A 24979-nucleotide genomic window follows, 5' to 3' on the forward strand; every position below is an offset into this window, starting at 1 on the left:
TCCGCGTGACAGACGTTCAGTTTGCGTCCGTCGGTTTTGTGTGATCCGGCGCCGTGAGCGCCCGTTCGAGAATGCTCCAGACTTTGGCCACCCGTTGGGATTGGTCTTTGCGTTCGCCGGGGCGGGGACGGCTGTGCGCGATCGCGTGCAGGGCGCCGAGCACCACCAGCGCGCCCTCTTCCGGTCCGACATCGGCGGCCAGGTGCCCCCGAGCGCTCGCGGCGGAGAGGCAGTCGATCACAAACTGGCGTGAACGGCGCTTCATCTCGCGCAGGCGCTTCTCCCGCGCGCTGGAATGCGCGCCGGGGATCAGGTTTTCGGACAGCAACAGACGCGAAATCTCGGGGTGCTCACGGATGGCGCGTACCCGGTGTTCGAAGAACTGCCGCAGCGCTGAAAGCGGATCGTCGGCTTGGGGTGGGAAACCGGCGAAAATGATCTCCTCGATCCGGTCGACGATGGCATCGAGGATCTCCTCCATCGAATCGAAGTGACGGAAGATGCTGCCGCCGGTGATGCCGACCATTGCGCCGAGCCGCTCGGCGGTGAACTGACGCGCCCCTTCGATGGCGAGGATGCGCATGCCGGCGTCGACGATTTCGGTGCGGCGGATGTCGGTAGACTTGCGGGTCTCCGTTGTCATGTAATGGTTATACGCAAGCAAGTATTTACTTGCAACAACTTTCTGGCGATTTCCGAAGATTTCTGTCTTGGTTACACTGTTCGGGACACATCGAAATAATTTAGCGCGTTGTGCAACAAGCGGTTATGCTAATAGGGCCCACATGGAATAGCCGATTGGGTTCGCCTCGCCAGATCAGGTCCGATTTGCTTGGATCGGGTTGATTCACGTCTTATGTTGATCGGGTCGCCGCGGTGCCCTCGTCCCGGCGCCGGACGTAGCAGCCCAAACCGCAACAAACAAGGAGAGTTCACGATGTGGTCACCCAGATCCGCGCGCCGTCTGGCGATTCCGGCGTTGCTCTGTTTCCTGGTCATCGCGCCGCCGGTCCATAGTCAGCAGGCGCAGCCGTACATGATGCCCCCGCAGGCGTTGGCGGATCTGGTCGATGCGCCGCCCACACCCACGGTGCAGATCAGCCCGGATCAGCAGTGGATGCTGCTTTTGCAGCAACCCGGTCTGCCGCCGATTGAAGAAGTGGCGGCGCCGGAACTGCGGTTGGCGGGACTACGGATCAACCCACGGACCTATGGTCCCAGCCGCGCCGGGTACTCCAATTCGCTCGCCTTCAAGAACATTGCCGATGGCAGCGAACGCCCAGTGACCGGTCTGCCCGCGGGTGCCCGGATCAATTCGGTCACCTGGTCACCGGACGGCTCGCGCATTGCCTTTGCCGTCACCTTCGAGGACCGGATCGAACTGTGGACCGCGGCGCTGACCGATGCGGCGGCGATGCGAATTACGCCGCGTCCGCTTAATGCCACCTATGGCGGGAGCTACAACTGGGTGTCGGACGGACGGGCCTTGATCGCATTGACCGTGCCGACGGACCGTGGGGAGGCGCCGCCGGAAATGACCATTCCCACCGGGCCGGTCATTCAGGAGAACCTGGGCAAGAGCGCGCCGGCGCGCACCTATCAGGACCTCCTCAAGAATCCCAACGACGAGGCGCGTTTTACGCATTACGCGACCTCGCAGATCATCCGGGTGACGCTCGATGGCCAGGTCGTCAACCTCGGCCGGCCGGGAATCATCGCGCAGGCCAGCCCGTCGCCGGATGGGAAGTACATCCTGGTCGAGACCGTCCACCCGCCCTTCTCCTACACGGTGCCGGTCCAACGCTTCCCGAGCCGGGTCGAAGTCTGGGACATGAAGGGGAATCTGGTGCGGATGCTCTGCGAGATTCCGCTGGCCGACCAGGTGCCGGTGGCGTTTGCGTCGGTTCGCACCGGTCCGCGCGGGCATGAGTGGCGTGCCGATGCTCCGGCCACCCTCTGTTGGGCGGAGGCGCTCGACGGCGGCGATGCCCGTGTCGAGACCGACAAGCGCGACCAAGTCTACCTGTTGCCCGCGCCGTTCTCGGGCAAGCCGGTGCCCTTGATCACGCTCGGACTGCGCTACGGCGGCATCCAGTGGGGCAACGACAATCTGGCGCTGGTGGAGGAGTGGTGGTGGAAGACGCGCCGCCAGCATGTCTGGGCGGTCAAGCCCGGGTCGCCGAAGTCGAAACCGCGACTGGTGTTTGATTACTCCTCGGAGGATCGGTACAACGATCCCGGCACACCGATGATGCGGGTCAATGAGCGGGGCGGCTATGTTCTGCTGACCGGCGACAACGGCAAATCGATCTATCTGTCCGGCGCCGGCGCCTCCCCCGAAGGGGACCGTCCGTTTGTCGACCGCTTCGATCTGACCACGGCGACCGCGACGCGTCTGTTCCGCTCCGAGGCCCCCTATTATGAGCGCGCGGTGCGGTTGCTGGACCCGTCGCGCGGGTTGCTCTTGACGTCACGCGAGAGCACCAGCGAACCGCCGAACTACTACATTCGCAATCTGAACGACGGCGCGCTGCAGCCGGTGACCGCGTTTCCCCATCCGACCCCGCAATTGAAGGATGTGCAGAAGGAGTTGATTCGCTACAAGCGCGATGATGGGGTCGATCTGACCGCGACTCTCTATCTGCCGGCCGGCTACACCCCCGCGGATGGGCCCTTGCCGATGCTGATGTGGGCCTACCCGCAGGAATTCAAAAGCGCCGACGCCGCCGGACAGGTGACCGATTCCCCTTACCGCTTTGTCCGTGTCAGTTCCCACTCACCGCTTCTGTGGCTGGCGCATGGGTATGCGGTGCTCGACGATCCGACCATGCCGATCGTGGGCGAGGGGGAGGCCGAGCCGAACGACACCTACATCAAACAATTGGTGGCCAGCGCGCAGGCGGCGGTCGACGAGGTGGTGCGTCGCGGCGTGGCCGACCGCGACCGGATCGCGATCGGCGGGCACTCGTACGGAGCGTTCATGACCGCCAACCTGCTGGCGCATTCAGACCTGTTCCGTCTGGGGATTGCCCGCAGCGGCGCCTACAACCGCACCCTGACGCCGTTTGGGTTCCAGTCGGAAGAGCGCACCCTCTGGCAGGCGCGGGAGACTTATGTCGACATGTCGCCCTTCATGTACGCCGACAAGATTAACGAGCCGATCCTGCTGATTCACGGAGCCGCCGACAACAACTCCGGCACCTTCCCGATGCAGAGCGAGCGGTTCTACGACGCGCTCAAGGGGCATGGCGCCACGGCGCGGCTGATCCTTCTGCCCGCCGAATCGCACGGCTACCGTGCCCGCGAGTCGGTCATGCACATGATCTATGAGATGACCGATTGGCTGGACCGCTATGTCAAGAACGCCGGTCCGCGGACCGCGGCCGCAACCATCGAGGAGTCCGAGAGCCGGTAACGCGCGCCATCCGATGTCGAGCGTGAATGCTCCCGACAGCGCCTCCACTGCGCTGCGCGGGAGCATTCTCGTTCCATGTCAAAATGCGCGCGACCCCGACGCCGCCCATGCACTTGAGGCGCGCAATTGATTAGTCTGTGGCCGGGGAGGACGGCGATGGCAACTCGACTGGCCCTGATCGGCCTGGCTGGCGCGCTGGTCCTCGTGCCGGCGACGGTGACCGCGCCAAGCCGCTGGACCGTCGCTGTGGAGACCGGGGTTGCCACAGGCGGCTGTAAGGATGTGCGGCTGCGGCTGGACGGGGACGGGGCGGTGCCCCGCACGGCGCGTCTCGCCGATGCGACCTTCGATGCCGGCACCGCGGTCGAGTCCTATTATCGTTTCGATTCGTACCGTCTGACTTACGCCCACGACCTCAATTTCCGTCCCGGGTTGCGAGTGGCCGGCGGCGTCACCGCGAAGATCCGTGACGCGACGATCCGTTTGATGGGCGCCACGCAGGATGCGGTCAGGACCAACGGCGGATTTGTGCCGCGTTTGTATGCTGTCGGGGCGCGGAGCATCTCCTCGCGTCTGCGGCGTCTGCTGGAGGCGGACGCGCCGGCGGGGTTGCAATGGGACTTGTGATCGCATAATCTGGGTGTCGTCGAACGCCATGACCCGGAGGGTGGTAATGTCCATCAGATCAAGTGTGACTCTTGGCGCCGTTGTGTTGCTTTCGATGCTGCCGCCCTCGGTCGGGCGGTGCGCGATGCCGCCGGTCCCGACCGAGGGCGGCGGAGTGCCACCCCAACTGGCCGGGGCCGGGCAGACCCCATTGACCATTGAACGTATCTATGGTGACACGTCGCTGTCCGGCATTTCGCCGCGCGGGGTGAAGATTTCGCCCGACGGGCGGCGGGTCGGGTTTCTGCGCGGCCGTTCCGATGATCAATACCAACTCGATCTGTGGGTCTATGACGCCCGCGATCACCGGTCGCGTCGGTTGGTCGACTCGAAATCGCTTCTGCCGTCCGAGCGGCTCTCCGACATCGAAAAGGCGCGTCGCGAACGCGCCCGCACCGCGTCGTTCCGCGGCATCCTCAGTTACCACTGGTCGCCGGATGGGAAGCGGCTGTTGTTCCCGCTGGGGGACACCATCTATCTCTATGACATCGGCGCGCGCGCGCCGCTCCGTGCCCTGACCGCCCGCGGCGACATTCTCGATCCGCAGATTTCGCCGAAGGGGAACTATGCCTCGTTCGTGCGCGAGCAGGACCTCGTTGTCATCGATCTGCAGACCGGCCGCGAGCGTCAATTGACCTTCGATGGCGACGGCACGGTTCACAACGCCGAGGCCGAGTTCATCGCGCAGGAGGAGATGGGCCAGTCGCACGGCTACTGGTGGTCGCCGGATGACGCGTGGATTGCCTTCAAGCAATTCGACGAAGCGCCGGTGCCGATCATCCGCCGCTTCGAGGTCTATCCGGAAAGCACGACCGTGGTCGAGCAGCGCTACCCGACGGCGGGGGAGGCGAATGTCACGGTGCGTCTGGGCCTCGTGCGTCCCACCGGCGGCGATGTCGCCTGGGTCGACCTGGGCCCGGATCCCGACATTTATCTGGCGCGCGTCGACTGGCTGCCCGACAGCCGCACGGTCAGTTTCCAGCGGCAGAGCCGCGATCAAAAACGGCTCGATCTGGTCTTTGTCGACGCCGCGACGTTGGCGCAGCGGGTTGTACTCACCGAAACCTCCGAGACCTGGGTCAATCTCAACGATGACCTGCGTTTCCTGAAGCGACGGCCCGCGTTTGTCTGGTCGTCGGAACGCAGCGGATTCAACCATCTGTACCTCTACAACCTCGACGGCGCCTTGATTCGCCCGTTGACGGAAGGCGACTGGGATGTCGATGGTCTGCTGGCGGTGGATGAGGAGTCCGGCCTGGTGTACTTTTCTTCCAACCGCGACGCGGTGACCGACAAGCAGATCTACACGGCGCCATACGCCACGGACGAACTGGCCGCGCCGACGCGCATCAGCGCGTCCGATGGATGGCATGATGCCTCTTTCGCGCGCGATGCCGACCGTGTCCTGCTATTCGTCGACCGTTTCAATGATCCGGCCACGCCGCCGCAGACCAGCGTGCGCGGTCCCGACGGCCGTTTTCTGGCATGGATCGAAGAGAATCGTCTGGGGCCGGGCCATCCCTACTGGCCGTACGCCGCAGGGCATGTGATCCCCGACTTCGGCACCATCCCCGCCGAGGACGGCCAGCCCCTGGTGTATGGTCTGTGCAAACCGGCCAACTTCGACCCGGCAAAGCGGTACCCGGTGCATGTTTCGGTCTATGGCGGTCCGGGAAGTCAGGGTGTGACGCGCACCTGGGGCGACCCGTTCACGCAGTACCTGCTGCAGCAGGGCTACATTGTCTTTGAGTTGGACAATCGCGGCACGGGGCGTCGCGGTCGCCGCTTTGCCGACGCTCTCTATCACCGGCTGGGCGACATTGAAGTGCGCGATCAGGTGGCCGGCATCCGCTGGCTTAAGGGGCAGCCGTATGTCGATCCGGAGCGCATCGGCGTTTCCGGCTGGAGTTACGGCGGCTACATGGCGGTCATGTTGCTGGCCAAAGCGAGCGACGAAATCGCGGCGGGGATCGCCGGCGCGCCGGTGACCGACTGGCGCATTTATGACACACATTACACCGAGCATTATCTCGGCCGCCCGCAGGACAACCCCGACGGATACGATTCGAGCTCCGTCTTCAACGTGCTGGCGGGTCTGCGCTCGCCGCTGCTTTTGATCCACGGCATGGCCGATGACAATGTGTTGTTTACCAACTCCACACAATTGATGGCCGCCCTGATCTCCCAGGGGCCGCAGTTCCACCTCATGACCTATCCGGGCGGGAAGCATGGGCTGTCGACGCCGGCCATGCAGCGTCATTCCCACCATCTGATGGTGGACTTTCTCGAGGACGAGATGGTGCGTCGGCGTTAACGGCGATGGTTGACGCCGATCACGGCTGTGCCGTCAGATATACCATCGCACCAATCGCGTCTCGATACACCCTGGCGGAGAACTCCCGCAGCCGCCGCCGCGCGCCTTCCGGGTCGTGCGGCCATTGACGCAGCGCCTCCTGCACGGCCGTGGCATGTCGAACGCCGGCGTCGGCTTCGATTGCGCCAAACGCGTCACGCACTGATGCTGACACCGCGCCGTAGCGCTGCGACATGTGGTGCCGCCAGGATGTGAAGGTCCAATATGCGCTGGCGCTGTCTATGCTGAACTTCGAGCCGGTGCGGGCAGTGTATTCTTCGATTGTCGGGGCCAATCCGGCGTCGGTGTAATGGGCAGGGAATACCTCCGGATCGAAATGGAAGGGGATGTAGCACGACAGGCAGGGCGACGAGAAGCAGGCCCAATAGGTCAATCCGATTTCCTTCGGCATGTCGCCGCGCAATTCGGCGACGAAGCTGGTCTGGGTGTCATCGCCGCAGATCGGCCCGGTTGGGTTGGAGTGCGGGCATCCGGTCAGAGAATCTGCCGCATAGAGCGGTGTGCCCTCAAAATGACTCCGCAGAATCGCCATCAACATCGGCGCATCGACCTTGCGCGCCGGCGTTACAGCGAAGGGAATCGCATCGCCATAAGCAGGAGGTTGAGCGGCGATGCGGCGGACGCCGTCCCAGCGCCGTCCGATGTTGGACGGGTGGCCGGCCGCCTCCGGAAGCGCGTACGCACGCGCGAAGTCAAAGGGGCCATCACTCGCCGCGTTGTACCAGCCGCGTTCGGTCGCGTAACTGACAACGTCGGCGGATCCCAGGAAGTTCAGCGAGTCCGTCAGGTCGATCGTTTGAATGGTGTAGGTGTTGGCGATTAGCGCCACCTGATCGTCAGGGACTCGTTGCGCCACCCAGTGACGGCCTTGCACCGCTGCCAGAAGCCAGCCCTCCTGCGGGTCGCAGATCACATAGGTCCGTCCCGAACCGGAATAGCCGAATCGCTCAATCAACTGGCCGGCCAGACGCACCCCTTCGCGCGCACTCCGGGCGCGTTCGGCAACCAGACGGCGCAGCCACCAGTTGATGCCGTCGCCATCCAGGGAGGGCTGATCTTCGCGTGAACGGCAGGCGTCGGAACAGACGCAGACGCCCCACTCATTTACATAACTGTCGGAGTACAGCAAGCCAGGAATTTCCGACCAGAGATAGGCCCAGGTCTCGGGCACCTGTTCGAGGGGCAGGGCGCTGTCGAGTTTCACCATCGCGCCGGGGGGGTGTGTCTGACGGGGCACATAGTGGTGATTGACCACCTGCGGGTTGCCATCGTCCTCATTGTGAGCCATGGTGACAAAGCCAGTGGTAGAGACATCCTTGCCGACGACGATGGAGAAGCAGCCGCCTTCTGACGGCGGGGCCGACTGGGCGGATAGGCCGCTCAGGCAGAACGTCGCGAGCAAGACAGACAGACGGAATAGTTGCCGGCGCATGGAACCCTCGCTTGAGTTAGTTACCTGCCGGATCGCTCTCCGGCTCCGGGCCAGCCGACCTCTCAGATCGGCAGGTCGCATTTACATGAACCACCGCTTCTGCGCGTGAACGATGTCGCCGAAGCGGCGCATAAACGCCATCTCATCGTCGGCGAGGGGACCGCCATCCAGCGCGGTGAGGTTCTCCTTCAGCTGAGCCAGATTGCTGGGGGCGGTCAGGACAACATCGACTTGGGGGCTGCTCAACACAAACCGGTAGCACAAAGGCGCGGTGGGCACCGGCTCGGAGGCCGGGTATCCTTTTGGGCGCCGCAGCAGGTGGCCCCAGCGGGTGGCGGTGTAGCTGATCACGGTCGGTTTGTGGGCCAGATGCGGGAATATGTCGGATTCCGCGCCCCGGTGGGCGGCGTTATAACGCATCATGAGCGTGTCCATCGCCCCGGCCGCCATGGTCTTTCCGGCGAATGACCGATCGTGGCATGACATACCGATCCCGCGGACCTTGCCTTCCTCGCGCAGGCGCATCAATTCCTCCTGCACCGATTCGGGGAAGTGTTTCGGCTTGGTCACGCCCAGAAGCAGGAAGAAGTCCAGGTAGTCGGCGCCGAGTTGGCGGAGGCGTTTTTCCAGCGTCCTGCGAATATTCGTATGGGTGATCAGCAGGTTGTAGGCGCCGGTGATTACGATGAAGTGGTCGCGCCCATGGCGGAACAGCTCCCGCAGCGACGTGACCATCTGTCGGTCGAAGCCGTAGCAGAAAAAGACGGTGACTCCCTGATCGACGGCGTAATGGACCGTCTGCCTGCCCGGCCAATAGCTGGCCGACAGGCCCATCCGGCGGACGGTCAATCCGGCGCCGCCCAAAACGGCGGTCTGAAAGTCGGACATCCTGCGGGAATGAATGGGTCCGGCGGCCATTTCGGCAACCGGCAAGGCGTCAAAATCCCCTTCCACGGGCCCGGATTTCATCTTGTTCCTCGACTTTTGGCGGCGGCCCCCCTATACTGGCGGCGAGAACCGAAACCGCCGACTTTTCTCGGACTGACCGCACAGGCAAGGACCGACGGCATTCACGGAAGAGCGTAACCGGTTTCGCGGCCGTCGGGGCCAACGGATGGGAGCACCGTGTCGCTCCCAGCAAGCAAAGGACGTGCAAGATGGCAACAGGCACCGTGAAGTGGTTCAACGACGCCAAGGGCTACGGTTTCATCACGCCTGATGACGGCGGCAAAGATGTGTTCGTGCATCACCAGGCGATTCAGGCCGAGGGCTTCCGCAGTCTGAAGGAAGGCGACAAGGTGACCTACGAAGTGGTCCAGGGTCCCAAGGGTCCCCAGGCCGAGAACGTCAAGAAAGCCTGACCATTGACGCCAGATGCTGCCCCGGGCGGAGCGATCCGCCCGGGGTTTCTTTTTTGGCATGACACCGCGGTCGTCGGGAATTCATCCGTCGCCGCTGCGCCGCCGACCGGTCTGCCGATCTGCTTACTTCCAGTGCGCGGCGATGAACGCGTCGGTATCGGGCAGGCCGCCCTGCAGGATCAGGTAGCCGTTGTGCGGCTCGCGCTGTGTGATCTCGTGGTTGATGGATGTGCGCATCATCCGCATCACCTCATCGTGATCATCCGTGTGGGCGAGCACCCACGAGAGCTTCATGAGCGCCGTTTCGGGCAGCATGTTGTCGAGCGGGACCACGCCGAGGTCCATCAGGTCGCGTCCGGTGTCATAGACATACATTTGGGCGTAGCCCCAGAGGGTTTGCACGGTCATGACGATGTGCACACCGGCGGCGACGGCGCGTTTGAGCGCCGGGTAGAGCGGCTTGTTGACATGGCCGAGGCCGGTGCCGGCGATCACTATTCCACGATAACCTTTCTCGACCAGCGCGTCGACGAGGTCGGCGCGCATGCCGGGGTAGTAGTAGAGAATCGTGGCGCGGTCGTCGTAGACGGCGTCGATGACCACCTTGCGCGATCGGTCGCGGCGACGGAAATCGTCGGTCAGATACGAGAACTCGTCACGGCTGACCGTGGCCAACGGCGTGTCGCCCACGGTGCGGAAGGTGCTGCGGTAGGAGCTGTGCATCTTGCGGCAGCGGGTGCCGCGGTGCAAGAGGCCGTAGCGGTCGGACGTCGGCCCGAACATACAGATGACCACCTCGGCAATGTCGCCGTAGGCCGCCGAGCGCACCGAGTGAATCAGATTGAGCGCGGCATCGCTGGAGGGACGGTCGCTGGAGCGCTGGGAGCCGACCAGCACAATCGGCACCGGCGAATTCTGCACCATGAACGAGAGGATCGCGGCGGTGTGGCCCATGGTGTCGGTGCCATGCCCGATCACGATGCCATCGGCGCCTGCCTCGATTTCGGCGCCGATCGCCTGGGCCAGTTCGATGTACTGGTCCTTCGCCATGTTCTCGGAGAAGACGCCGAAGATCTTTTTGGTCGTCAGGTTGCAGATGTCGGCCAGCTCCGGGACCGCGCCGTAGAGCTCGCCGGGAGTGAAAGCCGGGATGACCGCGCCGGTGCGATAGTCCAGACGCGAGGCGATGGTGCCGCCGGTACCCAACAACGTCACCGCGGGCAGATCGGGCCGCCGGGGGAATTCTTTCTCCGGAATCTTGTAGACCGCGACTTTGTAGCCGACTTCGGTCACCGTGGCAATGCGATCGATGTGCACGCCGACGTTGTAGCCATTCTTCAGCTTGATCACGATGTGCGCGTCATCAAGCGTCTCGCTGCGCGGCAGGATGACGCCTTCGAAGACGCTGCCGGTGTCGTTGACCAGACGCACATCGCTCCAGACCCGTACGCCGAGTTCGGAGAGCCGGGCGCGCGCGCGGCCCTTGTATCCTTTCAGATCGTCCTCAGCCATGACGGCCCTCGGCGGATAAGTTGTGCTCGATTTCAGCGGCGACCGTCTGCGCGGAGACTTTGCCGCGCAGCGATTCCATGCACCGTCCCATGGCCAGCCGTCGCAACCGTGTCGGATCGCCGCCGGGACGCAGATCGCGGCGCGCGGCCTCGATCTGCAGCCGAACGGTCGACGGCCAGTCGACGGGTGCCGTGCCGAGGCCCTCGACTGCGAGCAGTTCCGCGAGGGGTGTCGTTGGGCTAAGCGCCAGCTTGCGCACGATCAACTCCCAGGCCTCGCGGAGCGCGGTTTGGTTCTTCATGGCCGCGAACAATTCACACCAGCGGGTTTCGGGGATGGCATCGACAGGAACGCGGGCACGCTGCAAGCCCTTGAGGCGCTCGCCGAAGAGGAAGCAGGCATCGCGCAGATCGCCGCCGGCCAGCGTGACCAGATCGACCAGATGGGCGCCGTTGCGGCGAATCAGGTAGTGAATGGTCGGTGTCGGCACGCCGGCGGCGCGGTAGCGCTCCTCGCGATCCCAGGGACGCGGCGCCAATTGACGACGCAATCGTTCGACCCGCTCGCGTGTGACGGGTGTCGGCGGGCTGTCGGTGTCGGGATACATGCGGTCCGGCCCGGGGAGGATGCGCTCGAAGTCAGTGTGCCCATCGCGGAACGGTTGGCGCGTCTCATTGGGGACCCCATCGATAGCATCGGCGTAGCGCTTCTGAATTTCCTCCGTGGCCGTCACGGTGTCGGCTTCGGACCCCCAGACGATGACGACCGCGTCGCCGGGGTCGCAGTGCAGACGGGCGCGGAGGCGGCGCAGGTCGGCCACCGAGCCTTCATAGTCGGGCCATTTCTCATCATGGAAGAGGATCGGGATCTGGTCGAGCCCGGCGATGACGCGGATGCGTCCGGCCAGTTCCGAGGCGAAGGTCAAGTCGGGTTGGGTCGGCCAGTTGAGCGTGCCGGTCAGTCCTTTCAGACGCACCGCGCGCACGCAGAAGGGACCCGCGCCCAGTTCGAATCCGGGGCGCCGTCCGGTGGATGCCACCCACTTCTCCCACGATTCGATGCGAAACGGCTTGAACGCGCAAGTGGAAAACAGGTCGGTCACATTGACGCTGTCGATTTTGAGGTCCTCGGGACGGCGGAATCCGCGTCTGTGCAATTCATCGCGCAGCCGCAGCAGGTTCATCTGCCGAACCGCTTCGCCGTGCACCAGCCGTACTGCCCAGTGCGCCTGCGGCACACCCTTAATCTCGACGCGCCGTCCGCCGCGCACCGAGACGTTGACATCCTGACGGCTGGCGCCGATGCCCACGCGGACATGGCCAGTGCTGCGGCAGACTCGGCCCACCAGCAGGATGGCCTCGGCCACCTCCTCGGGCGTGCGCAGGTCGGGCCCGGTCACCGTCTCGATCAACGGCATTCCCAGGCGGTCGGTGCGCCAGACGATCAGATGGCCGCGGTCGGACACCTCGCGGCAGGAATCCTCCTCCACGCTGACCTGCGTGATTGAGATCTCGCGGCCGCGGAAGGGGAGTCGGCCGTTGACGCCGACAATCGCCGTGCGCTGGAACCCGGTCGGGATCGAGCCGTCCAGGTACTGCTTGCGGGCAATATGCACCTCATCGACGATGTCACAGCCCAGCATCAGGCATTGCTCGATGGCAATGTCAATCGCCTGCTGGTTGACGAGGAAGGGCGGGGTGTCGTCCATCTCGTAGGTGCAGACATTCTCTTTGTGCAACAGGTAGATGATGTTCTTCTTGGTCCGGAACTCCATCAACGCGGTGCCGTCGTATTCACCGAGTTCGGAGAGGGTCGGACGCATGTGCCGCAGCACCTCGCCGTCATGGGTCTCGGTGTAGCGACCGGCGGGGCAGTGGCAAAACATCTTGCTGTCGGTCAGCAGTTGCTGGTGGACTTCCAGTCCGGCGCGGAGGCCGAGTTCCTGGTAGTCGATGATGGAAGGCATGCCTGACAAGTTGTCCGACCCCTTTCGATACAAAGCCGCGGAGAGAATAAGCCGGATGTGCCGCCGGGGACAGCACGCAATCAACTGCAGCGTCAAAATCGCCGGCCAATCCGACGGTGGTATTTGAATCCTTTTTCGGCCCAAGGCAACGAGTTATGTGAACGCCGGCGCGACGATGAACGAGCTCCACCGCGATTCGGCCTCCGGGAGACCCCATTCGATCTCGCCTTCTTCGCGTCACGGCCATGTTTCTCACCGACGAACACAAAACACGATTTGGGGAATGGCGATTATATTTATCCTGTATGCCATCCCGCCGATGGCCAAAGCTGTTCGTACCGCGATGACCAAATAAACAGGAGAGCTTTCCTATGCGCGCACTTACTCTTGTCGTGTGCATTGTCTCTGCGTCCGTGAGCGTTGCGGGGGCGGCCGTCCCCGCTCAGATCACCGTCCAGGGGCGGCTGACGGATCCCGCCGGGACCCCTCTGCCTGCCGGCGCAAAGACATTTGAATTCCGCATCTTTGATGCCGTCACTGCCGGAACTCAAGTCTGGCCGGCGGGCGGTGTCCCTGAGAGCCAGAGCATCACCAGTGCGACCGACGGCTTATGGGTCGGGTTGATCGGCGCCGTGACACCGCTGACAGACCCGGTGTTCGCGGATACGTCGCGCTGGCTGGAGATCACGGTCGATGGGACGACGCTGCCGCGCGTCCGGTTTGTGACTGGACCCTATGCGCACCGTGTCTCCACGGTCGACGGGGCCTCCGGCGGGACGATCACCAGCAAAGTTTCCATCGGCCCCGGGCACATCAACAGCGGCAATCATGGGTTCGTCGCGGGCGCGTTCAATACTGTGAACGCGGAATTCGCCGCAATACCCGGCGGCACCTACAACTACGCGACCGGAGTGGGAGCGGTGGTTGGCGGCGGCGTGAACAATCGCGCCCGCGGTTCCTATTCCGTCGTCGGCGGTGGCGGCGCCGATGGCGTCGATTCCAATGCCGCCAATGGGAATTGGTCGACCGTCTCCGGCGGGTTGCGAAATCAGACGACCGGAATCTATGCGGCCATTAGTGGAGGGCTCGCCAACAAGTCCGGGAGTCTCGCCGCTTACTCGACAATTGGCGGCGGTGGATTCAACAGCAGTGATGCGGCCTTTGGAACGGTCGGCGGCGGCTGGTTCAACATCGCCAACGGTTTCTACTCGACCATCGGCGGCGGATCCGCCAATCGCACGTATGGCTACGGCGCGGTCGTGGCGGGCGGCGGCTCGGGTATCCCGGCCGATTCCAATGTCGCGCGCGGCAATTACTCGATGGTCCTTGGCGGGACGCGCAACGTCGCCAACGGAAACTGGTCACTGGCCGCCGGTCACCGCGCGCGCTCACTGCACACGGCGTCCTTCGTCTGGGCCGACAGCACCAGCGCCGACTTCGCGTCCACCGGTCCAAGTCAGTTCCTCATTCGCGCCCGCGGCGGCGTCGGCATCGGCACCAATCAGCCGCAGACTGCCACCGGCGGACAGGTTCTGCACATTCTCAATCCTGTCGGCTCCTCCGTGCTTCGTCTCGACGACGGCGAGTTCAACGGAATCCAGTGGGAGATCCAATCCACCGTCTACGGCGGCATCGGCACGCTCAACCTCAGCAACATCACCGCCTTCACCAACCCATTCCAGTTTTATGGCAGCGGGGATTTCCACGCCTCCGGCGTTATCTGCGCCGCCAATCATGCGTGTCCGTCGGACGAGCGGCTTAAGGAGGACATTCATCCCTTGTCCGGCGCGCTCGCTGGAATCAGCCAACTGCAGGGCGTGACCTATTGCTGGAACGCGGAAGCCCGCCGAGAACAGTCCCTCCCGGCCGACCGGCAAGTCGGTCTTCTCGCGCAGAATGTGCAGAAGATCATCCCGCAGGCCGTCAGCGAACAGCCCGACGGCTACCTCGCGGTGGACTACGCCCGACTGGTACCCTTGCTCATCGAAGCAATCAAGGAACAGCAGGGCCAAATCGAATCTCTCAAACGTCGTCTGGAACAAATTACTCAGTAGGAGACATAGTCATGCGCCGCGTGACACTGCTTGCCGTGATGATGTGGCTGCCGCTTGTGGCCGAAGCCGCCGTGCCCGCCTGCATTACCGTGCAGGGCAAACTCACCGACAGTCTGGGCGCGCCGTTGCCGGCGGGTCCGAAGAGTTTCGTCTTCAAGATTTTCGATGCGCCGACTCTCGGCGCGGAGGTCTGGCCCAACGGTCCCGGAGAGAATCAATCGCTGGTCAGCGACCCGTCGGGACTCTGGATTGGTCTGGTTGGCGCCGTTGTGCCGCTGACCGATGCGGTTTTCAGCGACACGTCGCGCTGGCTGGAGATCACGGTCGATGGGACGACGTTGCCGCGTGTCCGGTTAGTGACTGGACCCTATGCGCACCGTGTCGCCACGGTCGACGGGGCCTCCGGCGGGACGATCTCCAGCAAAGTCTCCATCGGCCCCGGGCACATCAACTCCGGCGATCACGCCTTTATCGCCGGCATCGCGAACGTTACGACCGGTGACACAACGGTCGTCGCCGGAGGGACGCGCAACACTGCCAGTGGTCCGGGTGCGTCGATCATAGGAGGCGCCGACAACTCTGTCTCGGGAAGTTTCTCGATCATCGGCGGCGGATTGACCAACAGCGCCGCCGGTGTCGCCAACTTCATCGGCGGCGGCTCGGGAAACCACACAGAGAACAACAACGCGGTCATCGTCGGGGGACGTGACAATGCCGCCACTGGTTTCGGCGCCACGATCGCGGGAGGGATCAACGATTCCGCGCTGGCGTCGGCGGCCGTGGTGGGTGGCGGGGCGTTCAACTCCGCCAGGGCAGATTATGCTGCCGTCTCCGGCGGCAGGCAGAACGCGGCCTCGGGGCAATGGGCATTCGTTGGCGGTGGTTGGAGAGACTCGGCGTTGGCACGCGGTGCAACCGTCTCAGGAGGCGAAACGAATGTCGCCTCCGGCAATTGGTCCACAATCGGCGGCGGCGCGACCAACGCTGCCCCCGGACAGGGAGCAACGATCGGCGGCGGCGGCGGCAACATCGCCACTGGTCCAAACTCCGTGATCGGCGGCGGCGAACTCAATCGCGCGGGAGCGACCGGCTCCACGATTTCAGGCGGGTACGACAGTGACGCGGACAGCGCCTACACCACCATCGGCGGCGGATACCAGAACCGCGCCCGGGCCGGATACGGCGCCATCCTGGGAGGGCGCGCCAATTTGGTCGATTACAATGGGCTCTTCGGCACGGTGAGCGGTGGCCTGTCGAATCGTGCTGTTGGGCCCGGTGCGACGGTAGCCGGTGGACGCAACTGCTTCGCCGATTCCAATGGAGCCGTTGGCGGGGGATACGCCGACAGCGCCAAGGGGAATGGCTCTTTTGTCGGAGGCGGATTTTACAATACCGCGTCGGCGCTTCAGTCGTCCGTTGTCGGCGGGTTTTTCAATCGGGCGACCGGCTACAGCTCAACCATTGGTGGTGGAGGGTATAACAGGACTTCGGGTTGGTATTCCGTCGTTGCCGGCGGGGGCGGGTCAGGGCCGGCCGACTCCAATTCCGCCGTGGGCAACTACGCCGTCATCGGCGGCGGTTCCACCAACACCGCCGCGGGAGACTACAGCGTGGTCACCGGCGGACGGCGCAATCGCGCTGCGGCCGGCGGAGGCACAATCGCCGGCGGCTACGACAACTACGCGCAGGGAAACTATTCTACTGTCGGTGGCGGACAGGCCGATTCTGCCTTCGGCAACTTTGCCACTATTCCCGGCGGCCAATTGAACCGGGCCGCCGGCCACAATTCCTTTGCCGCCGGCTATCTCGCGCGCGCCAATCACGACGGCGCCTTCGTCTGGGCGGACGGGATCGGTGCCTCCTTTACTTCGACGGGCGCCAACCAGTTCCTCGTACGCGCCGGCGGCGGTGTCGGTATCAACACGTCACAACCGGAGACTCCGTTACATGTGCTGAAGGGATCGACTCCCGTTGCGGGAAGCGCCTGGCCTTACTCCATCGCCAACTTCGAGCACGCCGACAACGGGTACATCTCGATCACGACTCCGGACATAAATGAACGGGGCATCCTGTTCGCCGATGCTTCCTCCAATGTTGACGGCGCGATTATCTACAACTCGACTATTGCCGGTGTCCCCGACGGGTTTCAGTTCCGCACCTCGGGAAATCAGGCCCGGGTGAACTTCTACTCCAACGGTGATGTCCTTGCCGTCGGCAGTATCACCGCCTGGGGCAGTGTCTGCGCCTTCAACGGCGGGGCGTGCGTTTCAGACGGACGTCTGAAGACCGAGGTTGTGCCGCTGACAAACGCGCTGGACGCCGTCGAACGGCTCCGTGGGGTCACTTACCGATGGAAGCATGATGTCCTGCCCGATCATCCGATGGCCCGGGGCGAGCAGATCGGTCTGATCGCGCAGGAAGTGAAGGAAGTCGTTCCCCAGGCGGTTACGGAGACACGCGAGGGCTTGCTCGCGATCGACTACGCGCGGTTGGTCCCGTACTTGATCGAAGGCATGAAAGAGCAACAGCGGCAAATCGACGAGCAACGCGCGATGATCGATGAACTGCGCGAAAAGCTAAGGCTTTCAGCGCGGTAGGCGTGGGTTGGGCAGTAGCGAGAACCGAGCGAACGGATCAATGAGTGGAGGCGGGGGGAATCGAACCCCCGTCCGAAAGTGCCGCGTGAAGGCCGTCTACCCGCGTAGTCGGTCGTTTGTATTCGCACCGCCGGCGCCGAGCGACAGGCTACGGCGGTGCTATCCCGGCTTGAGTTTCGCATCGGACCGGCGGGAGCGATCCGGTGCTATCCCTCATTTTCGGCCAGCGGGCCAGCCGCCGAGGGCGGGCTTCCGACCCGTGGGGCAGTCTATCCTAAGTTAGGCTGCCAGCGCATACGAGTTATCGTAGGCGTTTGTGTTGTTTCCCAAGGGTTTAGCGAGGACTCGGGGACCTCGGCGGGCAAACCTTCCTTTGGCGACTCCGTCGAAACCAGTCGCCCCCGGAATCCACAAACAATACGTGCTTTTTTCATACGCGGTGGGAGTTAAGATGTTTGTGGCACGTCAGTTGAAGTCGCAGTTTCTGCGCGTGCTTTTGACCGTCAAAAACCAAAATCGGCTTGACAACTGTTGACTTCGCTTTATAGTGTTATCCGGGTTTAGTGGCTCCGTGCGGTTTCGAAAACTAAAGTTGAGTTTGGCAATCCCGCGGTAGCATCAGCCCGAGTTACTTTCATTTACTTGCCCCTTCAGTCCGGGTCCTCTCCCCGGGCCGCGTGCCGGCTGGCACCACAGACGAATCGGTGGGCTTTCGAAGTCCGCCCCGAAAAGACGTTACACCAGATGACATTAACCGGCGACACGGATACGAGTTTGTCTGCGATATCTGCCAAGACGTTAACCAGTTGAATGCAAACAACAGCCGACAAGCCATGAGCTTTGCGGTGTCGTAGGGAGGTGGTCACCACACACTAGTTTTGGGACGGAAGCGTTAAACGGAGAATCCCGGCCCGGCGTGGTTGCACCCAGCGGCCCATCCGGGGACGGGGCGAATTAAACGGCGTTCCGCCGTGGCGGAACGGCAACGTTTCAGTCAAGTTTGTTTAAGGAGACACGCATGACGGGGAAGATTGTAAAGCTTGGAGTGGCCCTGGTGATCGCGGCGGCGGGTTTCAGCGCCGTGGCGGTCCAGGCGGTTGACTCCCCCGAGACTCTCGCCAAGCGGAAATGGCAGCGCGAGGTCAACCAGCGTCGCAATGTTGAATTGAAGGCCAAGCAAATGGACCTGCGCTGGACCTCGAACCGCTATATCGATGGCCGGAACTCGCTGAATCTCAGTTTTGACAACCCGATCATCCAGGAGAGCACGGTTCCGCGCACGTCGCTGAGCTCCGGCTCGTTTGCGCCGCCGGCGCCCTCGCCTGGACTGCCGATCGCCAACACGTCTTACGACTACCAGCACAACGATTCCCAGGGCTACCAGACCGCCCGCACCTCCGGCGCGGATGTGGTCCACTTCGTCTGGATGGCCTGGAACCGCATTCCGAACGACATCGAGCAGTTTGACCGTTTCGTGGCGTACAACTCGTACACGGTCAGCACCGCCACGCTCAACCAGGGCTTCGGCGGCGTGTTCGTCGGCTTGGGCGAGCTGGCCCGCGCCGGCTATGTCAACATGGATGTTGACGGTCTAAACTACGCGTGCGTTTCGTTGCACCAGACCGAAGATCCGAATCTCCCGTACAACCCCTGGCACCAGTACTACGCGTTCGGCGCGGGCAATGCCACGCACCTGGACGACGGTCTGTCTGGTTACACGGCGGGCGGTTGCCCGGAAGTTCTCTGGCCGCGCAACGCCGCCGGCCGTGACGGCAACGACGCCGGCACCCGGCACCTGATCGCGCATTCGAACACCAACGACTGCCCGATCGACCTGCTGTGGTACCATCGTTGGGACGGTTCGGCTTGGACGGGTCCGGTCATTCTCGACTCGACCGGCCAGATTTCCTACGTGATCGCCGACGACCCGAACAGCAACAAGGTCGCCGTGGGCGTGCACGTGGACAACTACGCCTCGATGAACGGCAACAACAACGTGGCGTACATTCAGTCGACGACCGACGGCGCGGGCTGGATTTCCGGTTCCGAACCCAAGGTCAAGACCGTCATCACCAACTACAACGATCCGACCGGCCCGCAGGCCTGGTTGCACATCTCGATCACGTACGACAACTCCAGCGCGTTGCACGTGACCTGGGACGAGCAGCGGGAAGCCAACGTGAGCTCGGACATCGCGCTGCGCCACTGGAGCACCGCGCGTCCGACGATCCGTCCGATCTATCTCGGCTACTGGCCGAGCCCGTTCCTGACGGGCGTGTTCAACCTGAACGTGACCAAGCACACCGTCGGTATCGGCGATGGCAGCACGCTCTGCCAGGGCGGCGCGCAGTCGAACAACAACTATGTGTACGTGACCTGGGTGCAGCTGGGCGGTGCGAGCCAGGCCGAGCAGGAAGACGTGTCGGCTGGTGGCTACTACAACGGCGAGCTGTATCTGGCGGTGTCGAACTCGGGTGGCAACACCTGGTCGCCGGCGGTCAACCTGACCAACACCAAGACCCCGAATTGCAACCCGGGGGCGGCCGACACGCTGACCGGTAACCCGCAGCGTCCCGATTCGGTCTGCCGTTCCGAGCACTGGCAGACGATCGGCCGTATGGTCGATGACATCGACATCTTCTTCATCTCCGACCTGGATGCCGGCGGCATTCCGCAGGGTGAAGGCACCTGGCAGTTGAACCCGGTGCACTACCTGCGTCTGCCGGGCGGAACGACCGACGCGCAGTATGTGTGCCCGGTCATCGCCCCGGTGTTCGAGGCGACGCTCACCTTCCGCAGCGAATGCGAGTACAACGCGCCCCAGAACGGAACCAATCAGGAGACCCTGACGATTCTCAACCTGGGCAACGCGACGTTGTCAGGCAATGTCTCGGTGACCGACTTCCCCGGCGCGCCGACGCTGTCGCTGACGACGGGCGCCTACTCGATCATCGCCGGCGATCCGGATATCGTCCGGACCGTGACGATGGCCGCCAACGGCGCGGCGGAAGGCCTGTATGTGGGCCAGATCGCGATCACCCACAACGACGCGACCAAGCCGAGCCCGCGCACCTTCCCGGTCGAGTTCTTCGTGTTCAACAACTTCTTCTGTCCGGAAAACGAAGTGATCAAGACGGGCGTGGCGAGCCCCGGCTCGCTGGCTCTGCAGGTGGAGAGCAGCGCCCGCTTCGCGTCGCAGTTTGGCGAGGGCGGTCTGTGGCGTTACAGCGACTCGTCGTCGTCGATTTTCGACGGATCGCTTCTGATCGCGCACGGCACGCAGGGTCCGGACACGACCGTGTATCTGCGCTTCTTTGACCGCAACAGCAACGGCCAATTCGGCTTCCGCGCCCAGGGCGATCTGGTGATCGACACCTCCGCCTATGGCACCGGCTCCGGTTGCGCCTATGCGACCGCCAAGATGAGCACGCGCGACTCCGTCGTCGGCGTGACCGTCGAATGGGCCTTCCCACAGGATCCGACCAAGGACGAAATGGTGCTGGCGCGCTACAAAGTGTACCGCCACAAGCCGGCCGTCGCGGTCTCCAACCTCGCCATCGGTATCCTGATGGATGCGGATATCGTTCCGGCGGCGCGTTTGGGCACGATGCAGTCGGGCGTGACCAACGTTCCGGGTTCGGATCTGACCCGCAACCTCGTGTGGCAGGGTGGCTCGGACACCGCCGGTCATGTGCCGGTCGGCCAGAACACCACCGCCCGCTTCCGCGGCGGTATTGCGTCGAAGACGGCGTTTAAGTACGCCCACGTCGGCAACAACACCGATGACATTCAGCCGGGTGGCGGACCGACCGACGGCTTCCTGTACCGGCAGTTGACCCAGTCGACCGGCGCGGCCGAGCTGTTCTCCGACTCGGCGGTTGACCTCTACACCCTCATGTCCCTGGACAACGGCAAGTCGATCGCCGCCGGCGAGACGCTGACCTATGTCGTCGTCTTCGCCTCCGACACGATCAGCGAAGCCTCGTTCAAGGCCAAGATCGATGACGGTCTGGCGTTTGCCGCCGCCGCCGATCTGTGCAGCGCCAGTTCGTGCACCTGCCCCTGCTGGGCCGATCCGTCGTGCGACGGCATCCGCTCGAACGTGCAGGACGTGGTGATCACCGTCAACGTGGCGTTCCGTGGTGCAGCCGCGACGTTTGATCCGGGCTGCCCGAACGAGCGCACGGACGTGGATGCCTCGGGCGTGACCGCGGTCACCGATGTGGTGAAGGTGGTCAACGTGGCGTTCCGCGGCCAGTCGGTCGCCGCCAACTACGTGGATCCGTGCGCTCCGTAAGGCGCTGATTCCGTAGTCGCACTTGTCTTTAACCAGCCGGGGTGGGAGCCAGTCTCCCGCCCCGGTTGTGTTTTGTGCGCTGGCCGTCCCGGGTCAGCCAAGCGGCATGTGACGCAAGGCGTTGTTTAACAGGAGATTATTTATCCACTTAACGTTTCATAGGCAAAAAGGGCAGATCGATTGCCAAATCGGCGAATAAGTGTGTTGACAACTAGGAGGCGAAACCAGTTAATACAGTTCTTGACGGCTGCGCCGAACCGGAACTCTGGCACGGAGTTCCGCGCTTCGGGCCAGGGCGGGGGGCCGTCCTCTTTACCAACCTTGTTTTCGCGTTTCGTTTACCGCGGGCAGGCCGATTGAGTCGACGGACAACCGGAGTCGCAGCATTATCCTTTGCTTAGAGGCGGTGCCCCATCTGCTGGCCATTGGGTCTTTACATTAGAGAAGCGGTCAGTTCATACCGAGTTTACCAGCCATTCTGTCCTTGCTGAATCCGAAGCTTAATTGAATTGTATCAACAGAGAGTCGCTTCGCAACCATACCGTCTTTCGGTGAAAGGAAAAAACATGAGAAAACTCGCAATGATCGCCTGTTGTCTGCTGGTGTGTCTGACGGCGACGCAGGCGATGGCGGTCAACTCCGTGGTGGTCGAGTCGAAGTCGGCCGCCGCGGGAGCGACGAACGTGCAGGTCGGCGTCTTCATTACCAATGATCAGCCGATTGTCGGGTTCGTACTCCCGCTCGAGATCCGGACACATTCCGGCTCGGCGTTCTACTTCGGCAACGTGCTGAACACCGTGTTCAACTACAACGCCACCGGCCGTTTGAAGAATAGTCCGTTGGGTGACGTGGCGGGAGCGACATGGCCAGCCGGCAACGTGACCCGTCGGCAGTATGCCGATCCGACGACCAACTCATGCAGCGGCCCGACGTCCAGCACGTTTGCGGCGGCCGCGGCGCGAGGCGATACGGCCAGTCCGGATGGGTTCCTGTTGGCGACAGTTTCGACCGGGGATCCGAATATTGGCGACGATATCACGCTAGTTCCTGGCAGCGATGGCGCAACCCCGTCACTGCTGTTTGTGCTCAATCTCCTTCCGCAAGATGGATGCATGGTGATCGACACGGCCTGCGTGACGCCGGCCAACCACCTCGTGGGTGTGGATGAGTCCACCGCCGAAGTGTTCTTCAGCTTCACGCCGGGCTTCCTCACGGTGGGCTCGGGTTCGTGCGTGGCGCAGCCGAATGTGGCGCCGACCGCGGTCTGTCAGAACGTGACCGTCGCGGCGGGTCCGACCTGCCAGGCGGCGGTGACCGCGGCGCAGGTGAACAACGGTTCGAGCGACCCGGAGGACGGCACCAATGTGACGTTGGCGCTGGTGCCGGCGGGTCCGTACAATCTGGGCGTCAATAACGTCCAGTTGATCGTGACCGACACCGAGGGCGCGGCGGACACGTGCGCGGCGACGATTACGGTGGTGGACGAGACGGATCCGGTGGTGACCTGCCGTCCGGACACGACCCTCAGTGTGCCGAACGGCACGCCCGGCATCGTGGTGAACTTCACAGCGGGGACAGCGACGGACAACTGCGACGGGTCGGTGACGATCGTGGCCACGCCGGCGTCGGGGTCCAGTTTCCCGGTCGGATCGACGCCGGTGGTGGTGATTGCCACGGACGACGCGGGCAACGCCGACACCTGCACCTTCAATGTGATTGTCAACGAACTGCCGCCGGTAAATCAGCCGCCGACGGCGATTTGCCAGAATGTCACGGTGCCCGCCGGCGACAGCTGTCTGGGCGTCACGACCGCCGCGGCGGTCAACAATGGCTCCTCCGATCCGGAGGATGGCACGGCGCTGACGCTGGCGTTGGTGCCGCCCGGGCCGTTCCCGAAGGGCACGACCAACGTCAAGTTGATCGTGACCGACACGCAGGGCGCTTCCGACACCTGCGACGCGACGGTGACCGTGGTCGATGAGACCGATCCGTCGATCACCTGCCCGCCCGGAATCTTTGTCCAGTGTGCCAGCGCGGTGCCGGCGCCCTATGCCGACGCGGCGGCGTTTGCGACCGCGGGTGGATCGTACCGCGACAATTGCCCCGGCACGGTGTGGAGTTATGATGGCCAGGTTTCCGATGGCCAGAGCTGCCCGGAAGTCATCACGCGCACCTATCGCGTGACCGACGCGGCGGGGAATTTCGCCACCTGCCAGCAGCTGATCACCATCCGCGACACGATCGCGCCGGAAGTGCAGTGCCCGAACGACACGCTGATCATTGTGCCCTTCGGCACGACCAGCGCGGTGGTGAATTTCACAATCAACGCTACCGACAATTGCGATCCGTCGCTGACCATCATCGCCACGCCGGCTTCGGGCTCGACGTTCAACGAGGGCGCGACGCAGGTGACGGCGACGATCACCGACGATTGCGGCAATGAAATCATGTGCGGCTTTGTCGTGACGGTGCAACAGGCGGCGCAGGATGAGCCACCGACGGCCATCTGCAAGAATATCACGCTGTCGGCCGACGCCAACTGCCAGGCGAGCGGTTCGATCAACAACGGCTCGTTTGATCCGGACGGCGGCTCGGTGACGACGGTTCAGACGCCGGCCGGCCCGTATGGCCTGGGCACGACCAATGTCACGCTGCTGGTCACCGACGATGAGGGCGACACGGCCTCCTGTTCGGCGACGGTCACGGTCAACGACGTGACGGCGCCGACGGTGACCTGTCCGGCCAATATTACGGTCGACAATACTCCCGGCCAGTGCGGCGCGACAGTGAACTATCTGGTGAGCGCCGACGATAATTGCGACGCCAGCCCGACGGTCACGGCTACGCCGCCCGGCACCTTCTTCCCGATCGGCACGACGACGGTCAATGTGTCGGCGATGGACGATGCCGGTAATGCCAGTTCCTGCTCGTTTACGGTGACGGTCAACGACACGCAGGCGCCGTTGGCGACCTGCCCGCCGAGCATCGTCGACACGGCGGCGCCGGGTGAGAATTGCCTGGTGGTGACCTTTAGCATCGGGGCGTCCGACAACTGCCCCGGCGTGTCCGTGTCGTCCAACCCGGTTTCGGGCTTCTGCTTCCCGGTGGGGGTGACGACGGTCGTGGTCACGGCGACCGACCTGGCCGGCAACACCGACACGTGCAACTTCACGGTGACGATCGAGGGCACGGTGGTGACCGTGCCGCCGGTGGCCAATTGCGTTCAGAATCTCGAACTGGCGGCCGGACCGACCTGCACGGCCAACGGCTCGGTGGATGACGGCTCGTATGATCCGGACGGCGGA

The 24979-nt window shown here is 63.5% G+C and carries 13 protein-coding genes and 1 other RNA gene; 8 read left to right on the forward strand and 6 right to left on the reverse strand.

The genetic code is table 11. The features are described from left to right. Positions 1 to 16: 16 nt before the first annotated feature. Positions 17 to 643: a TetR/AcrR family transcriptional regulator gene (locus VNN55_10020; GenBank protein HWO57888.1), complete on the reverse strand. Its 627-nt coding sequence runs from the start codon at positions 641 to 643 to the stop codon at positions 17 to 19. 294 nt (positions 644 to 937) lie between these two features. On the opposite strand from VNN55_10020, the gene VNN55_10025 reads away from it, so the two are divergent. From VNN55_10025 to VNN55_10035, 3 genes are all read left to right on the forward strand, one after another. Continuing rightward, the gene (locus tag VNN55_10025; GenBank protein ID HWO57889.1) at positions 938 to 3415 is read left to right on the forward strand and encodes a prolyl oligopeptidase family serine peptidase; all 2478 of its coding nucleotides are present in this window, start codon (positions 938 to 940) and stop codon (positions 3413 to 3415) included. Between the two features lie 156 nt (positions 3416 to 3571). Continuing rightward, the gene (locus tag VNN55_10030; GenBank protein HWO57890.1) at positions 3572 to 4042 is read left to right on the forward strand and encodes a hypothetical protein; all 471 of its coding nucleotides are present in this window, start codon (positions 3572 to 3574) and stop codon (positions 4040 to 4042) included. A gap of 46 nt (positions 4043 to 4088) precedes the next feature. After that, the gene (locus VNN55_10035; protein HWO57891.1) at positions 4089 to 6395 is read left to right on the forward strand and encodes a DPP IV N-terminal domain-containing protein; all 2307 of its coding nucleotides are present in this window, start codon (positions 4089 to 4091) and stop codon (positions 6393 to 6395) included. A 19-nt stretch (positions 6396 to 6414) separates the two neighbouring features. On the opposite strand, the gene VNN55_10040 is transcribed toward VNN55_10035, so the two are convergent. Together VNN55_10040 and VNN55_10045 are read right to left on the reverse strand one after the other, a co-directional pair. Next, the gene (locus VNN55_10040; protein ID HWO57892.1) at positions 6415 to 7887 is read right to left on the reverse strand and encodes a C69 family dipeptidase; all 1473 of its coding nucleotides are present in this window, start codon (positions 7885 to 7887) and stop codon (positions 6415 to 6417) included. Between the two features lie 81 nt (positions 7888 to 7968). Next, positions 7969 to 8856, reverse strand: a complete 888-nt coding sequence (locus tag VNN55_10045) for an aldo/keto reductase (GenBank protein HWO57893.1) — start codon at positions 8854 to 8856, stop codon at positions 7969 to 7971. A 188-nt stretch (positions 8857 to 9044) separates the two neighbouring features. Between VNN55_10045 and VNN55_10050 the strand changes: the two genes are divergently transcribed. Then, on the forward strand, positions 9045 to 9248 hold the full coding sequence (locus VNN55_10050; protein HWO57894.1) for a cold-shock protein: 204 nt from the start codon (positions 9045 to 9047) through the stop codon (positions 9246 to 9248). 123 nt (positions 9249 to 9371) lie between these two features. Here the strand turns inward: VNN55_10050 and gatD are convergent, their stop codons facing one another. Both gatD and gatE read right to left on the reverse strand, forming a co-directional pair. Next, positions 9372 to 10760: a Glu-tRNA(Gln) amidotransferase subunit GatD gene (gatD, locus tag VNN55_10055; protein HWO57895.1), complete on the reverse strand. Its 1389-nt coding sequence runs from the start codon at positions 10758 to 10760 to the stop codon at positions 9372 to 9374. Further along, positions 10753 to 12726: a Glu-tRNA(Gln) amidotransferase subunit GatE gene (gene gatE, locus VNN55_10060; protein HWO57896.1), complete on the reverse strand. Its 1974-nt coding sequence runs from the start codon at positions 12724 to 12726 to the stop codon at positions 10753 to 10755. The genes gatD and gatE overlap by 8 nt, the downstream gene beginning before the upstream one ends. Before the next feature lie 632 nt (positions 12727 to 13358). Here gatE and VNN55_10065 point away from each other — a divergent pair. Both VNN55_10065 and VNN55_10070 read left to right on the forward strand, forming a co-directional pair. Next, on the forward strand, positions 13359 to 14780 hold the full coding sequence (locus VNN55_10065; protein HWO57897.1) for a tail fiber domain-containing protein: 1422 nt from the start codon (positions 13359 to 13361) through the stop codon (positions 14778 to 14780). 11 nt (positions 14781 to 14791) lie between these two features. After that, a complete protein-coding gene (locus VNN55_10070) occupies positions 14792 to 17377 on the forward strand; it encodes a tail fiber domain-containing protein (GenBank protein ID HWO57898.1) in 2586 nt (861 codons plus the stop codon). 42 nt (positions 17378 to 17419) lie between these two features. Here the strand turns inward: VNN55_10070 and ssrA are convergent. Further along, positions 17420 to 17780: a transfer-messenger RNA gene (gene ssrA, locus VNN55_10075) on the reverse strand. 615 nt (positions 17781 to 18395) lie between these two features. On the opposite strand from ssrA, the gene VNN55_10080 reads away from it, so the two are divergent. Together VNN55_10080 and VNN55_10085 are read left to right on the forward strand one after the other, a co-directional pair. Then, a complete protein-coding gene (locus VNN55_10080; protein ID HWO57899.1) occupies positions 18396 to 21674 on the forward strand; it encodes a hypothetical protein in 3279 nt (1092 codons plus the stop codon). A gap of 566 nt (positions 21675 to 22240) precedes the next feature. After that, positions 22241 to 24979, forward strand: a 2739-nt coding sequence (locus VNN55_10085) for an HYR domain-containing protein (protein HWO57900.1), incomplete at its 3' end; no start/stop codon positions are given.

The organism is bacterium (assembly GCA_035559435.1).
GTDB lineage: Bacteria > Zixibacteria > MSB-5A5 > WJJR01 > WJJR01 > JACQFV01.